The sequence below is a fragment of the Allolucifera butyrica genome, from assembly GCF_900476375.1.
GTDB classification, from domain to species: Bacteria; Bacillota; Negativicutes; order Sporomusales; family UPPP01; genus Lucifera; species Lucifera butyrica.
Map to the genome: position 1 here is coordinate 23,900 of NZ_UPPP01000056.1, position 15,866 is coordinate 39,765.

Annotated in this window: 13 protein-coding genes; 5 read left to right on the forward strand and 8 right to left on the reverse strand. The window is 51.2% G+C overall.

Features of this window, described 5'->3' with window-relative positions; all coding sequences use genetic code 11:
* Positions 1–44 precede the first annotated feature (44 nt).
* The 7 genes from mgfK to LUCIF_RS03345 form a co-directional block, all read right to left on the reverse strand.
* Positions 45–1,403, reverse strand: a complete 1,359-nt coding sequence (gene mgfK / locus LUCIF_RS03315; protein ID WP_122626456.1) for a gluconeogenesis morphogenetic factor MgfK — start codon at positions 1,401–1,403, stop codon at positions 45–47.
* A gap of 10 nt (positions 1,404–1,413) precedes the next feature.
* Positions 1,414–2,292, reverse strand: coding sequence for an RNase adapter RapZ (gene rapZ, locus LUCIF_RS03320; protein WP_122626457.1), 879 nt, complete (start codon positions 2,290–2,292; stop codon positions 1,414–1,416).
* A gap of 17 nt (positions 2,293–2,309) precedes the next feature.
* Positions 2,310–3,023 carry a phosphatase gene (locus tag LUCIF_RS03325; protein WP_243638679.1) on the reverse strand — a complete coding sequence of 238 codons (714 nt, stop codon included), beginning with the start codon at positions 3,021–3,023 and terminating at the stop codon, positions 2,310–2,312.
* Between the two features lie 375 nt (positions 3,024–3,398).
* The gene (locus LUCIF_RS03330) at positions 3,399–5,465 is read right to left on the reverse strand and encodes an EAL domain-containing response regulator (protein ID WP_122626459.1); all 2,067 of its coding nucleotides are present in this window, start codon (positions 5,463–5,465) and stop codon (positions 3,399–3,401) included.
* Between the two features lie 352 nt (positions 5,466–5,817).
* Positions 5,818–6,624 (reverse strand): Cof-type HAD-IIB family hydrolase, encoded by an 807-nt coding sequence (locus LUCIF_RS03335; RefSeq protein ID WP_122626460.1) that lies wholly within the window; start codon positions 6,622–6,624, stop codon positions 5,818–5,820.
* Between the two features lie 183 nt (positions 6,625–6,807).
* The gene (locus LUCIF_RS03340) at positions 6,808–7,143 is read right to left on the reverse strand and encodes a phage holin family protein (protein WP_243638681.1); all 336 of its coding nucleotides are present in this window, start codon (positions 7,141–7,143) and stop codon (positions 6,808–6,810) included.
* 78 nt (positions 7,144–7,221) lie between these two features.
* Complete coding sequence (locus tag LUCIF_RS03345; protein WP_122626462.1) at positions 7,222–7,725, reverse strand: methylated-DNA--[protein]-cysteine S-methyltransferase; 504 nt, start codon at positions 7,723–7,725, stop codon at positions 7,222–7,224.
* A gap of 297 nt (positions 7,726–8,022) precedes the next feature.
* On the opposite strand from LUCIF_RS03345, the gene LUCIF_RS03350 reads away from it, so the two are divergent.
* On the forward strand, positions 8,023–8,562 hold the full coding sequence (locus tag LUCIF_RS03350; RefSeq protein ID WP_122626463.1) for a DUF3231 family protein: 540 nt from the start codon (positions 8,023–8,025) through the stop codon (positions 8,560–8,562).
* Between the two features lie 251 nt (positions 8,563–8,813).
* On the opposite strand, the gene rd is transcribed toward LUCIF_RS03350, so the two are convergent.
* The gene (rd, locus tag LUCIF_RS03360) at positions 8,814–8,975 is read right to left on the reverse strand and encodes a rubredoxin (protein WP_122626465.1); all 162 of its coding nucleotides are present in this window, start codon (positions 8,973–8,975) and stop codon (positions 8,814–8,816) included.
* A 162-nt stretch (positions 8,976–9,137) separates the two neighbouring features.
* Between rd and LUCIF_RS03365 the strand changes: the two genes are divergently transcribed.
* Genes LUCIF_RS03365 through LUCIF_RS03380 form a run of 4 tightly spaced genes read left to right on the forward strand, consistent with a single transcriptional unit; the run spans position 9,138 to position 15,806 of the window.
* Positions 9,138–11,114, forward strand: a complete 1,977-nt coding sequence (locus LUCIF_RS03365) for a TPR domain-containing glycosyltransferase (RefSeq protein ID WP_122626466.1) — start codon at positions 9,138–9,140, stop codon at positions 11,112–11,114.
* The gene (locus tag LUCIF_RS03370) at positions 11,099–12,838 is read left to right on the forward strand and encodes a tetratricopeptide repeat-containing glycosyltransferase family 2 protein (RefSeq protein ID WP_207856919.1); all 1,740 of its coding nucleotides are present in this window, start codon (positions 11,099–11,101) and stop codon (positions 12,836–12,838) included. Before LUCIF_RS03365 ends, LUCIF_RS03370 begins: the two co-directional genes overlap by 16 nt.
* Positions 12,835–14,304: a tetratricopeptide repeat-containing glycosyltransferase family 2 protein gene (locus LUCIF_RS03375; protein ID WP_122626468.1), complete on the forward strand. Its 1,470-nt coding sequence runs from the start codon at positions 12,835–12,837 to the stop codon at positions 14,302–14,304. The genes LUCIF_RS03370 and LUCIF_RS03375 overlap by 4 nt, the downstream gene beginning before the upstream one ends.
* A complete protein-coding gene (locus LUCIF_RS03380) occupies positions 14,301–15,806 on the forward strand; it encodes a glycosyltransferase (protein WP_122626469.1) in 1,506 nt (501 codons plus the stop codon). The genes LUCIF_RS03375 and LUCIF_RS03380 overlap by 4 nt, the downstream gene beginning before the upstream one ends.
* The last annotated feature ends 60 nt before the right edge of the window (positions 15,807–15,866 follow it).

Here is a 15,866-nt window from a genome sequence, read left to right on the forward strand (position 1 = left end):
TTGAAAAGGACAATCCGGTTCACCCACTTTTTTCAACACCACAATTAGGATTCGTCTTTCAGTTCTTTGATATTTTCCGCCAGCAAATAATAATCAAGCAGTTTCATTCGCTCTGAATTCGCCTTGAGTTTATAGACCATGGACATAATGGTACGGGATAATTTCAGCGGGTCGTGACGTACCAGATTGGTTTCACTAATTAAATTAGCCTTCACCGCCTTGACTCCCAACCGTTCAATTTCTTCCGTATCCGGCGCCACCGGATAAGCCCCCTGGTTGGCATACGCCGCCTGCAGGCCCGATGCCACCGTTTGCGCATTGACCACCACATAGTCGATAATTCCGTCACCGGCGTGTTCCAAAATCGCCTTAACATGCATGGAAGCCGAGTAGCCGTCCGTTTCCCCCGGCTGAGTCATCACATTGCAAATATAAATCTTAACGGCCTGGGTCTGGCGCAGCGCATCGGCCACACCGTCCACCAGCAAATTAGGAATAATACTGGTATATAAACTCCCCGGTCCCAGGATGACCGCATCGGCCTCATGGATAGCTTCCAGCGCACTGGGCAGCGGTGCGGCGGCCGGTTCAATATAAACCCGGCGAATTCGTTTATTGGCCAGAGGAATCTGTGATTCCCCCTCGACAACGCTGCCGTCCCCCATTTCAGCCAACAGGCGGATGGTCTGCGTGGAAGAAGGCACAACCCGGCCGCGTACGGCTAAAACTTTGCTCGATTCTTTCAGGGCCATTTCCGCATCGCCCAATATTTCCGTCATCGCGGCAATAAATAAATTGCCGAAGCTATGGCCGGCCAGCTGTCCCGAACCGCCAAAGCGGTGCTGAAACAATTTTTCCATAAGCGGTTCCGTATCGGCCAGCGCTACCAGACAATTGCGCAAATCGCCGGGAGGAATAATCCCCAGGTCTTCCCGGATCCGGCCGGAAGAGCCGCCGTCGTCCGCTACCGTGACAATGGCGGTAATATTACTGGTTACGCTTTTGATCCCCCGCAACAGCACGGACAGACCCGTACCGCCGCCGACAACGGCAATAACCGGCCCCCGGTTGAGCTTGCGTTTTTCGAAAATGATCTCCATCAGTTTATCCGGTCCTTCCGGCATTACTACACTGATCACCGACCGGATAATCCGCCGGGTTGCAAAACCCATAACGGCGAGTCCCATAATGACTATGGCAAAACCGACAAAGCTCGTTACCGCATAGTGATAAGTACCGGTTGCGCGGTATACCAGACGAAAAATGCCTTCTTCCAGCAACCCCACATATTTATAGTTAAAAACCATGGCCAAGCCGATGCTGGCCGCAATTACGCCCAGTGAAAACAACAACAGCCAACGCTTTAATTTCATGCCCGGGTACAGCCATTTTAAATAGTGCATTCAACACACCTCAGCTCTTGGGAAAGTTATGCTGCAGGTCCCGATGCTCAACATTGGCTTTATATCCTTTACTGCGAAGATATTCATAAATTTTATCGGCAATAAATACCGAACGGTGCAAGCCGCCGGTACAGCCAATTGCAATAATCAACTGGCTTTTGCCTTCCTTTACATAATTCGGCACCAAAAAGTCCACCAACCCCAGCAATTTTTCCAGAAACTGCTTGGTAATCGGCCATTTCCAGATATAGTCAATTACCGGTTCTTCCTGACCGCTATGGCGGCGCAGGGATTCCACATAAAACGGGTTAGGCAGGAACCTTACGTCAAAAACCATGTCCGCATCCAGCGGAATTCCATATTTAAAACCAAACGAAACGATGGTAATGGTCATCCGTTCGTATTCCCGGTCTTCGGCAAACATGCCGGCAATGTTACCCCTTAACTGGGCCGCCGTTAAGTCGGACGTATCAATAATATGCATCGCCCGGCCCCGGATGTGTTCCAGCCGCTCCCTTTCCCGGAAAATACCCTCGCTGATCCGTCCGTGCGGCGCCATCGGATGGCGGCGGCGGGACTCCTTATAACGCCGGATGAGGGTCTCGTCCGATGCCTCCAAAAACAGGATCTCATACATATAGCCTTGCTTTTCCATGTCTTCCAGCACCTGGACCAGGGTATCGAAAAATTCGCCGCCGCGAATATCGACAACTAAGGCAATTTTAGACACCCCGCCCCCCGACTGGGCACACAATTCGGCAAATTTGGGAATCAGCATGGGCGGCAAGTTGTCCACACAAAAGTAACCCAGGTCTTCCATGGCCCGGACTACCTGCGTTTTACCGGCACCAGACATACCTGTTATAATGACCAAGCGAAAATTCTCCATCCTTGTCACATCCCAATTTAGTTTCGGTTCCGGTGCCGCCTGTTTAGATGCTCATAAATCCTGTCAACGGATGTATTGATAACCTGCTCCGGTCCGATATCATGGTTATACAATAGTTCGACCGCCTCACCAAAGTTTCCCACCGATAAAGCCAGGTGACTGTCGGATCCCAACATAATTTTAGCCCCGTAGGCCTTGGCTAACGCGGCAATATGATCGCAGTGCGGCCGGCTGCCTTTGCGGGATACGGTCAATGAACTGTTATTGATTTCAATAACGACATCCTGCTCAACCGCCGCCTTGACAACCGCCTCTTCATCAACGGGATATTCCGGATTTCCCGGATGAACAATAATATCTACCCAGGGATTTTTCATGGCATTGATCATCATCAAGGTATTTTCCGCCACCGTCCCATAGGGTGAACAAACCGTATGCAACCCGGCCAGTACAATATCCAGCTTTGCCAACCGGGTATCTTCCAAATCCAGCGTCCCTTCCCGGTCGATCACGTTAGCTTCCACGCCTTTTAAAATCCGCACGCCAAACAGCTCTGCGGGAATAGCGGCTAAATTGCCAAAGTGATACGGATGCGGCCCTCCCGGCATGGAAGGTCCATGGTCAGTCAGGGCAATCAGTTCCAACCCTTTATCGGCAGCGGCGCGGGCCACTTCTAAAACCGTGCTGTATGCGTGGCCGCTGGCAATCGTATGAACATGTAAATCAGCCACAAATTTCAAAATAAATTCCTCCCCTACCTTACCATGGTATTATATAACAATTATATGGCAAACGATGCAAAAAAGCAAAAAGACCCAGTAGGCCGGTTTGGGCGCCGTAATGTCAATATGCATTTGGGTCTCTTCAGTATTTCCTTTTCCAACAATCTGCCTAAATATATGGCAAAAAAAGCGAAGATATGCCAAAGAAAGACCGCGGAAAGCGGTCTTTCGGCTCAAGGCGCAGGGCTCAGAGCGCGGGAAAACCCGTCTGCAATCATTGGGTGTGTCCACCCTGGCAGAAGGGTCATTTTGTCGTAAGCAGGGGTAAGGAAGCAAAAAACAACGGCCCCCTGGTAAAGCGACCGTTGCTCTAAGAACCTATGCTTACAAACGAAACCGGCGCAGAAAGAATTCGACTTCCGGCAGCGGCAGGGGCTTGCTAAATAAATAACCTTGAATTTCCTCGCATTGTTTCTTTTCCAGAAACCGGGCCTGGGCCTCGGATTCCACTCCTTCGGCAATCAATTTCAAATTAAGATTATGGGCCAGCGAAATAATTGTGCTGACAATGGCGGCATCTTGCGGGCTGTGGACCACATCCCGCATGAAGGAACGGTCAATCTTCAAAATATCAATAGGCAGACGTTTCAAATAGCTCAACGAGGAAAAACCGGTGCCAAAGTCATCCATGGCAATCTTAATTCCCATAGCCCGCAGGGACTGTAAGGTGGCAACCGTAAAATCCACGTCTTGTAAAGCAACACTTTCCGTAATTTCCAGTACTAAATAGCGGGGATCAAGGCCCGTCTCCCTTAGTACCCGCTCCACCATATCCACCAGCCTGGCCTGCCGGAACTGACGGGCGGACAGATTTACCGAAATATCCATGGGAGGATAACCGGCCGACTGCCAGGCCCGGTTTTGGCTGCAAGCCGTACGCAGCACCCATTCCCCCAACGGAATAATAAGGCCGGTTTCCTCAGCCAACGGGATAAAATCCTGTGGCAGAATCAAGCCATCCTCCGGTGAATCCCACCGCACAAGTGCTTCCATGCCCACAACTTTTCCTTTCCGGACATTGACCTGCGGCTGATAATGAAGAATAAACTCATCGTTTTCCAGGGCGGCACGCATTTTTGTTTCCATAACCATGCTATTTAAAATTTTATCATTCATCGTATAAGTGTAAAACTGATAATGATTGCCGCCTTGTTCCCGGGTCCTGTACATAGCGGCGTCGGCATTTTTGAGGAGCGTTCCGCCGCTTTGACCATCCAGAGGATAGACCGCAATACCAAAGCTAAATGTAATGTATAACTGATACTCTTCCAACGTAAAGGGCGCCTCGAACTGACGAATCATTGCCTGAATAACGCGGACCGCATCTTCCGATTGATTAATCACCGGCAACAGCACGGCAAATTCGCCGCCACCCACCCGGGAAACCGTGGCCCCCTCAGGAATGCATTCCAGCATTTTTCCGGCCACAATTTGCAGCATCCTGTCACCTACGCTATGCCCCAGCGTATCATTCACCATATTCAGACGGTCTAACGCCGCTACGATGACAGCCAGTGAATTTCCGTCCCGGTGAGCATGATGAACCGCCATATTCAGCCGGTCCAGAAACAATGTTTTGTTTGGCAAATCCGTCAATGCGTCATGATAAGCCAAATAGCGGATCATGGACTCGGCTTGCTTGCGTTCACTAATATCCCGGGCCATACAAATAAATAACTGCTGCTCATCAAAAGACATTTCCGCACAGGAAAACTCCAGCGGAAACACGGTATTATCCGTCCGCCGGCCCTCCATTTCCAGACTGCCGCCCGCCACCGCCTGCTGTTGTATTTGCTGAAAATCAATAGCCGGTATGAAGCGGCTCAAACTGTCTCCCGTTCCGGCATCCGGTGTCAGATCAAACATCGCTTCCGCCGCCCGGTTCATCGACTCGATACAGCCGCTGCCGTCAATAATAATGAGTCCCTCCAGCATATGGTTAATAATCGCCTGCAAGCGGGCCGTGCTGCGGCTTAAATCACTAAGAGCCTGGGCCGTTTGAAATTCCGCCCGGTAAATGCGCATGGCACTGGACAAACATTTTTCCAAGGTTGCGGCATTCAGCTTCGCTTTAACCAAATAATCCGTGGCTCCGGCTTTCATCATCGCCACCGCCGTCTGTTCATCACCATGCCCGGTCAGTACCACTACCGGCGTTTGAATTCCGGCAGCCCGTATGGATTGCAATACCGCTGCGCCATCTTCCCGGGGCAGCTGATAATCGAGAAAAACACAATCAAAATTTTGCCCTTGCAATTGAGTAATGCCGGATACCCCATCTGACGCTTCCGTAACTGCCACATGCAGCGTCGCAGACTGTAAAAACCGTTTAACAGTCATTCGATCGACATCATCATCATCAATGATCAAAACTTTTAGTTGCTCATCCATACCAATCTCCTATTTATCCCCTTATGGGTGTTCTTGCCAAGTGTTGTCGCTGGTTAAAACATTCGAAATAGCCCGTTCATAATCCTGCTTATTCCTACTTTTTTTGACACAAAATTGGAAATTGGATTTTGGAAATTGGAGATTGGGGGTGGGTCGATGGAGAAGAATTCGTGGGTAAAGGAACAAGATATAGTAAAGCGGCTCAGGAAATGGTCCTGTCCATTTCCTAAGCCGCTGTTCGTTTTTACTGGCCGAAACCCTTCTAGATTACTTTTAGTACCTAGCCTCATCCGTCTTACCCATTTCCCAATATCCAACGTCCAAATTCCAATATCCAACACCCAACGTCCGATTACCGGCAGTCTTGCAACGCGTACCGCTCAATAGCCTCGGCTACGCCGTCTTCCTCATTACTCCGGGTTACCAGGCGGGCTGCGGCTTTTACCTTATCGGCGGCATTGCCCATTGCTACGCCCCAGCCGGCATACTGGATCATGTCCAGATCATTATGGGAATCCCCAATCGCCATGACTTCTTCCCGGGGAATGTTCAGCATTGCCGCAAGAAATGCCAGCGACTTTCCTTTGTTCACTCCGGGAGCAACCATCTCTAAATAATTCGGCTTGGAGGTGGCCATGCTTAACCGGTCACCAAACAATCCTTGCATGACATGCTGGATACGGCTGATTTCCTCCGGCTCGGCCATAGCCAGCATTTTGGTTGGCAACTCGCTCATTGTATACAGCTCATCCCCGACAGGTATGGCCTTAACCCCGGCAAGGTTCTCATAATAACGCGCCTTGGCATTAATTTCGGCAACATACAGTTTGTCCTGGGTGTAAGTCTGAATGTACCAGCCGCGGGAACGAAACAAGGACAGCACTTCCCTTGCTATCTCCTGTTCAATGGGTACGTGCAGTAAAGTTTCTCCCGACAGACTGCGGCGAATCATCGCTCCATTATAGGTAATCAATGGCACGTCCAGTCCCAGCTGCTGCGCATAAGGCAACGCCGAACAATGCATCCTCCCCGTGGCCACCGTTACGGCAATCCCCTTGGCAACAGCTTGCCGGATTACGTCCTGGGTATGCGGTGAAATACCGACAGCAGCATTTAAAAGTGTATCATCCAAGTCAACAGCAATTAAACGAATCGACATAAATACTCCTCCTCAGAAAAACCGCGAGCGCGTTTTTTCGGTAATTGGTAATCGGAAAAAGATGGGATACGAAAAACCAAAAACTTGTGCTTGTCCGCCTAACAGTAAGAAAAGACTTGGCTTCCGCCAAGCCTCGGCCACCTATTCCAATCCGGCCAATTCCTTTACTTATATTGAAAATTTCTAACGGTCCTGAATCATCCTTGATAAGGTAAAACTACAAACCGTCATCAGTAAAATTCCGGCGGCGGGAGCCATCAGGCTGGAAACTTCAAATCCCGGCAGCGTTTTCACTACCATAAACAAAGCCAGCAAGTTAGTTAACAAAGTTAAACTTCCCAGGGTCAGGAAATTAAAAGGAATCTCGGCGTAAATCAACAGCGGCCTGATTATACCATTGGCTAACCCGACAATCAGCACACCCAGAAGGGCTCCTCCCAAGGTATCTACAAAAATTCCCGGTAATTTTCCAATCACGATAAATAATACTACGGCATTAATGATAATGCGCAGTAACATGCCACACACAGTCCAATGCCTCCCCTGATTATTGGGTGTTAAAGAATTCATTTATATATTATAGCCTGTTGGACAAAATTATGGCAATATTTTTTCCAATAAAAGCAATGCCTTTTTCATTTCCAGGCCACCGCCAAAACCGGTCAGACTGCCATTGGAACCCACTACCCGGTGGCAGGGAACCACGATGGGTGTACGGTTACTGTGCAGAGCGCCGCCGGCTGCCCGCGCCCCGCGGGGAGATCCGGCAGCAGCGGCGGTTTCACCGTAATTCCGGCTTTGACCGTAAGGAATTTGCGCCGTATATTTAAGCACCGCCGCCTGAAACGCCGTATAACCCCGCCAGTCGACCGGCACAGTAAAGGAAACCGGGAAACCGCGAAAATAAATATTCAATTCGCGCCGCAGTTCCTGGCCCCGTTCATCTACCGGAGAAACGGGCCCAGCGGCAAAACTGTTTAAATCAGCCAGGGCCTGTTCCGTTTGCGGCCGGGGAAAACTAAGCTCCCATAAGCCCCGTTCCGACCACACGGCAGCCATATATCCCCAATCGGTAGACAATACTTGAAAAACAGGTTGCATAATCTATATCCTCCAACGACTTGAATGCTTGTATGATTCGCAGTTAGCCGGCAAACTCCTGCTTATGAACCCACATTTCGCACCCTGAACTTATGGCGACAATAAATTCTCCCAATATATAGCCACTAAGTAAATAATGAGTTTATATTTAGTTTAAAATCCACTCAGTTTATCTTTTGCAGGAGAATTATTGTCGAATGACAGCAGACTACGAAAAATGGGAACGTATGAGTTTTCCTTTTCCGGTTAATCTAACTCATGTAATCTATATTTCAAACCAGGAGGCGAAATACAGTCATGAGTATTCTTGACAAAGTAAATGCGGAAACCCGTAACATATTCAATCTTTTTTTTGACAAAGAACCGCTTAATTACTTCGAAGCAGCCGGCCTTTACGGAATCATATCCCAGGGAAGAAACAACATTGCTCTCCTGGAGGTCATGTACAATCATGCCCAGGACCCGGACCTTAAAAATTTGATTCTTGCCGCCATTGATGACCAGACGCTGCCGGTGGTGGAAGAAGCGGAAAATCTATTGCAAAAGGGCGGCGTCGCTCTGCCGGAACTGTCCTTCTCCCACCGGGAATTGCATAATGAAGCGCTGGATATTCCCCGTGACGTCCGTATATCCGACAAAGAAATCGCCCTTTCTCTGTCCAATATGGGCCGGGCATCGCAATTGGTTTTACTCAGCACGTTGCATCAGAGTTATCAACTCAATATTGCGTTAGTTTATCGCGAACAACTGGATTCGGCGCTAGACTGGAGTTACCGCTTGCTGGAGTTAATGCTGGAACGCGGCTGGCTGCCCCATATGACCAAGGTTGAGCATTGAAAACCGCCGACGGGCGGTTTTCGGCTCTTGGCGCAGAGCGCAGGACGCGGGCAAGTCGTCTGGAACACAGTTTGGAGCGGTAATCCAGGCAAAAGATCATCTTGTATATAATAAAAAACCCTCCGGCCCGGCCGGAGGTTTTTTTGTATTAAGAAGTATATCCCAGAAGGTTAAAAAACGAAATGCTTTCGGGCTGATTTCCCGCGCCCTGCGCCACGAACCAAGAGACCTCACCAGCGGTCTTTATTAAGCTAATCCTGCTTTTCAAACTGGTCTTTATTAACCCCGCAGACGGGACAAACCCAGTCTTCCGGAACATCCTCAAATCTGGTGCCCGGTTCCACTCCGTTGGCAAGGTCGCCTTCTCCCTCATCATATACATAACCACAAACTGTACATACATACTTAGCCATCAAGCAACACTCCTTTTTATGTAATAACGCTTACAATTTATTATAAACGTATTCTTAGCAAAATACAATAGTCTAAGTTACCGCATCGTTTGAAAGAACACAATGCTCCTGACCGGTCATATATTATAACAAAACTATACTTTATTATGGAGAGCAAAATCTATGTTGAGTTTATGTATGATCGTCAAAAATGAGGAGAAAAACCTTGCCCGGTGCTTGTCCAGTGTAAGCGGCGCCGTAGATGAAATCATCATTGTCGATACGGGCTCCGCCGATAACACCCTGGAAATCGCCCGCAGTTTTGGGGCCAAAATCACATCATTCCTCTGGAACAATAACTTTAGCGACGCCCGGAACGCTTCCCTCAGTCTTGCCGGCGGCGACTGGATCCTTTTTCTTGATGCCGATGAAGAACTTGCTCCCGGTAGTATAAATTTTTTAAAACAAGCAATGGAAGCCGAGGATGTGGAAGGCTACTTTCTCAAAATCGTAAATTTTCTGGGCAATGAAGGCTGGCAGGATACCTGCCCCGACCTGGTCTTCCGCCTGTTCCGCAACCGGCCGGATTACCGGTTTCACGGCGCCATTCACGAACAAATTGTCGACGTAATTTTAGAAAAGAATAAACAGGCCCGCTATCAGCGGGCTGAAAATGTCATTATCCTGCATTATGGCTATCTCGACAGCCAAATCGAAGACAAGGATAAAAAGGCGCGAAACCTGCAACTCATTGAACAGGAAGTTGGCCAGGATCCGGAAAATCGTTTGCTGCGCTATCATTACGGCGTAGAACTCTTTCGGGACGGCCGTTATGAGGAGGCGGCGGCAGAACTCATCCGGGCCGCCAACGGCATCGATCCGCAAACCATTTATCTGCCCAAACTGCTGCGTTATATTGTTTTAGCCTATCACGCAGCCAAAAAAACAGAGGAAGCGCTTAACATCCTGAAAACAGCGATCCCCGTATTTCCCGACTATGCCGATCTCTATTATTATCAGGGCTTGCTCCATTATGAACGCAAAGAATATGACCGTTCCTTTCAGGCTTTCAACCTGGCCGTCACCATGCCGGAACAAGCCGTGCATTACGCTCCCTTTGCCGGCACCCGCGGCTTCCGCGCCTATTGTATGCTCGGCCAGCTGGCCGAACTGTTTTGCAACCCGGAAGAAGCCCTTCACTTTTACATTGCCGCGCTGCGCGACAATCCCCGGTTCACCACGGCGCTCGAAAAAATAATTGCCATTCTGGATCCCGTAAAAGAACCCGCTTATACGAAAACAGCCCTGTTTCAGTTATGCGACGTTTCGACGCCTTCAGCCAATCTGTTTATGGCGCAAATTTTATTTTCCCAGGCCGCCTATGGGTTGGCGCTGGAGTTTCTCGACCAGGGCACAGTCCATCAGCCGTTGGCGCCGGAAACATCCTTGAGTAAAGCCATCTGTCTCATCCAAAACAGACGTTTTTTTGAAGCCCTCCGGATTATCGAAACGTTCGAGCCCGGTCATCCTTTATTTCCCCTGGCCAAACTCAATCAGTTGTTCTGTTTTTGGCTGCAGGGAAACCGCCGGCAGGTCCGGTTGCTGGCCAATGATTTGCTGTCTTTGGGATTATCGGCGGATACCGCCGCCGTTGTCGGTCTGCTCCGGGACTCTTTGACGAAAAAAAATCCCAAACCGGTTACCCTGGGGGAGGATGGAACCGCTTTACTGGCTGATATTTTAAAGCGCACCCTCAGCCTGGACGAAGCGGCGAAAGCCGAATCCCTGCTGGGCAGCCTCAATCCGGAAATAATGGAAACCTTCAGCGGCACCGCCGGAAAACTTTATTTACGATTCGGCTTTCCCGCCCTGGCCGAACACTACCTCCGGCAGTACTCAGCCCGTTTTAGCGAAGATGCCGAAACCCTGGAACATCTGGCCACCGCGCTGACGGAACAAGACCGGCCGGAAGAAACCATTCTTTGCTACCAGCAGTGTATTCGGCTGGAACCGAAAATGCCTAGATATTATATCAAATTAATCCGGTTATATGAACAACTGCGGAATAATCTGCTGCAAACGCTAACCCATAAATACCCTCAACTGGAGATGTTCCGGGTGGCGCAGAGCAGAGATGATACAGCGTGGTGGTCCCCATGATCAGTCTGGCGATGATTGTCCGGAATGAGGCAAAGCATCTGGCAGCCTGTCTAAACAACGTCCGGCATCTGGTCGGAGAAATCATCATCGTCGATACGGGCTCGACCGATGAAACCATCGGCATTGCCCGCCAATATACGGATAAAATCTATTCCTTTCCCTGGGAAAATGATTTCAGCGCCGCCCGCAATTATGCCATTGAGCAGTGTACGGGCGATTGGATTTTGTCTCTCGATGCCGATGAGCGGCTCGACTCTTCCCGGGGAACTTTGCAGCAGCTGATTGCCCGGTATCCGGAACGGGAAGCCTTTTTCCTGCCAATTTATTGCCAGGCGTCGGCCAAAGAGTCCTCTGCCGATACCTGCATTGTCTTGCGCCTTTTCCGCAACCTGCCCTGCTACCGTTTCCGGGGCAAGATCCATGAACAAATCCCCTGGCCCAATCAAGAAGCCGTTATGCTGGCCCCCTTTCCTTTAATCCATCACGCTGCCTCCGGCAGCAAGGAACGGAACCGGAAGCGGCACCGCAACCTCCTCTTGCTGCAGCAGGAGTTAACCAAACAGCCGGAACAGCTCCATTACCGCTATTATATCTCCCTGGAATGGCTGGCCTGGAACCACTTTGACCGGGCACTGCCAGGCTTGCGCCAAGTTTACGGCAGTTTGACGGAAACAAACATTACCTTTCGCGCCAGCGCCGCCCGCCATATCATTTACTGCCTGCGTATGACGGGAAAGCTGGCGGAAGCGTTGGCGCAAACACTGCAAGCTGCGGCCGAATACCCTTCCTATGCCGATATTTATTTTGAAGGCGGGCTCACCCTGGAACAGATGCAGGAATACGAAGCGGCCTGCCGCTGGTTTCAGGCCGCTTTGGACAGCGGACCGCCGGCCCCGGTTTTTGTGCATGCCGTGGGAACGGAGAGCTTCCTGGCAAGTTACCATCTCGGCTATTGCCGGGAAAAAATGCAGGATTTTTCCGCCGCCCTCGCCACCTACCGGCAGGCCTTAACGCAAAATCCTTCCTTTTATTATCCGCTGTACCCTCTGTGTTCCCTGTTATTGCGGCGCTATCCGCCGGCTGAAATGTTATCGCTCTTGCATTCGGGCGGCTATTTGGCCAGACCGGAATGGGCCCGTGCCCTGGCTGAATTTTTCTTCGCCGCCGGCGAAGCGGAAGCGGCCGTGTTATGCAGTCAAAAAGCCGGTGAAGACGCTGCGGGAAAGCTTCCCGTCTATCTTCTCTACAGCGGACGCGCCCTGGATGTGGTAGCAATGTATAACCGCCTTAGCCCGGCTTCCTCCGGTGCGCCCCTGCCGGCCGAGTATACGCTCGCCTGCCTGCTCTGTCAAAATTGGGACGAAGCCAGACAGGCTGCCCTGGCGCTTTGGCGGTCCCCCGCCTGTCGCAGCACGGCCTGGGTGCTGCTTTGTCTGCTGGATTTCTATACCGGCCAAACCCAGTATTTATATCCTGAACCGGCCCGGGAACCGGAAATTATCGCCTCTCTCCTCTCCATTCTGGAACATTGTCTGCGCTGTTCCGCTGTTTTGCCGTCCGCCGGCGGTCTAACCCAATTGTCTCACAACTGTATCCTTGCTTTAACGGAACGTACACGAACCGGTCCGGCTGCGCTGGCGGCTTACTGGGATGACCGGCGCAACCGCTGTGAAGGCAAACTGGCAGAACAGACAGGTCTGCCCAAGGAGTTGTGGTCATCATGACAACCGGAATCAGCCTGTGCATGATCGTTAAAAATGAAACCGATACCTTAGCCGCCTGTCTTGACAGCGTGAAGGGTCTGGTCAATGAAATCATTCTGGTCGATACCGGCTCCACCGACCAGACCGTCGAATTGGCCCGTTCCTTCGGTGCTACCGTCTTTTCCTGCCCCTGGCAGGGAGATTTTGCCGCGGCGCGGAATTTTTCCCTCGCCCAGGCGAGCGGAAACTGGCTGCTTGTGCTGGACGCCGACGAAACTCTTGCCCCAGGTTCACCGGCCATCCTGCTGCAGGAAATCCGGCAACCGGGAGTGGAAGGATTTTATATTCCGATTAGAAATTTCATCGCTGACGGACACACTTATGTTGCGGACCAGGCCGTACGCCTGTTCCGCAATAAACCGGCCTACCGCTTCACCGGCGCCATTCATGAACAAGTTGCCGGTTCCATCCAGGATACCAATCATGGCCAGGGCCTTGCCGTATCCCAAGCAACCATCCTTCACCGCGGTTACCTTGCCGCCGTAATTCAACGTAAGGAAAAGCAGGCCCGCAATATCACTCTCCTGAAGTCCGCCCTGGCCTCCGCCCCGTCCGACCCGTTTCTCCTGTATAGTTTGGCCGCAGAATACATGCAGGCGGAGGACTTTAACCAGGCTGAAAACCTGCTGCATCAATCCCTGTCCCATATGCATGGCACCGAAGGGTTTGGCGCCCCTGCGCTCTACGCTCTTCTTTTCTGTTTATATCAAAACAAAAAATGGGAGGAATTGTCCCGTTTGCTGGCTGACGCACTTCGGTCGAATCCGGAAAATGCCAACCTGTTTTTTTTCCGGGGATTACTCGCCGCCGCTTCAAACGACGCCCCGGCAGCCCTGGCTGACTTTGCCACTGCCGCCAGGCAAGGCGCCGACACGGTTCCCCGCCACTATATAGCCACACTCTGCGGCAACCTTTGTCTGGCCCTGGAAGACTGGCCGCAGGCGGCAAACTGGTTTCTCCTGGCCTGGCAAGAGCAGCCCCGTTCCCCGTACGTACTCGAACAATTTCTGTTTTTAAACCGGCAGGAATCAGTACAAATCAATTGGGAGGAATTGGCCTCGTCTTATCCCGGTGAACCGGAAGAACCGCTTGCAAATCCCCGGCTTGTCTGGGCTAACTGGCTGTTGAGCATCCTCCGTTTCTCAGCCGGCGCCACCTCTGCCGCCGCCTGCCTTGACCGGAAATCCGGCTTACCTGTTCCCGGCGGTGCTTCCCTGCCGCCGGAATGGCGGTATCTGACCCTGGTAGCGGCGGAAATCCACGGCATATTGCTTTTATGCAACAATCATCCCGCCTACAAGCCGGTCTGCCTGACCGCTAAAATCCGCCATACCGCAATAGCCGGGCTGGAAATTCTCAGCCGCCTCGATTCTTCTGATCCTAAAACCCTTTCTGAACTTCCCCCTAAAGAAAGGAGCAGCCTATGATCAAAGTAATGCTGGCCAGCCCGGTGCGGCAGACTCCTGCCATTTTGCAGGAATTTCTCCGGGCTTTGGAACAGTTAAATACCGCCGGATTGTCAATCGAATATGCCTTTATTGACGACCATAATGAGCCGAGCGCCCTTCTGACCGGCTTTGCCAAACAGCACGGCGGTTCAGCCCATATCCTGCCGGGAAAGCCGGCAGCGGATTACGTCTGCGACGAAACCACCCATTACTGGCGGGAAAATTTAATGTGGAAAGTAGCGGAGTATAAAGACCGGCTTATGGCGCTGGCCTTGGCAAGGAACTGTGATTATATCCTGCTGCTTGATTCCGACCTGGTCCTCCAGCCTGATACTCTTCAGCATTTGGTCAGTCTGGGCAAAGACATCGTTTCCGAAGTTTTTTGGACAAAATGGACTCCCGGCGCACCACCCCTTCCCCAGGTTTGGCTATGGGGCCAATACGAGTTTTATTACTTCCGGGAACGGAATGAAACACTGACGCCGGAACAGAAAGAAGCCCGGCAGCAGGAATTCTGGCAGATGCTGCAGACGCCGGGAACGTATAAAGTAGGCGGTCTCGGCGCCTGCACGCTCATTAGCCGCAAAGCAATAGAAGCCGGTGTCGCTTTTCGCGAAATCTACAATTTGGGATTAGTGGGTGAAGACCGTCATTTCTGCGTCCGGGCAGCCGCTTTAGGCTTTACGCTCTATGCCGATACCCGGTATCCGCCCTTCCATATCTACCGGGAATCCGAACTCGCTTCGCTGCACGAATATAAATGGCGCCATTTTCCCGCTTACCATCCAGCAAAGGGCAGTCTGACTCTGGGCATGCTTGTACGGAATGAATCCGGGCGCTATTTGCCTGCCGTGCTCCGGCAGGCCGTTCAATATGCCGGCCATGTTGTCATCCTGGATGACGCCAGTGACGACGACACTGTTTTGCTCTGCAAACAGATTCTTAATGGTACGCCCCATACAATTGTAAGCAATTCCGTCTCCGGTTTTGCCAACGAGATTGTTTTGCGAAAGCAGCTTTGGCAACTAGCAACCGCCGGCCGGCCGGATTGGGTCTTGCTGTTGGATGCCGACGAGCGGTTTGAAGATACAATTATTTCACAAATGCCCGTCCTTGCCGCCAATCCTTATGCCGATACCATTCAGTTCCGTCTCTATGATATGTGGAATGAAACCCATTACCGGGATGACAGTAACTGGTTTGCTCACAAACAGCACCGGACTTTCATGGTGCGCTACCAACCGGATTATGCCTACCGCTGGCGGGAGACACCCCAGCATTGCGGCCGCTTTCCCTGCAACGTTCCCGTCAGATATCCTTTTAACAGTAACATTCGCCTGCAGCATCTCGGCTGGGCCAAACCGGAAGACAAGGTCTATAAATATTTGCGTTACCGGCAGTTGGACCCGCAGGGACGTTACGGATCCAAAGCTCAGTATCTCTCCATTCTGGACCCGAAACCGGCCCTTACGCACTGGTGACATAATTTCCTTTTTGCCGACACACCTCAACGACCTTCCCCATATTATGTAATGAGCCCA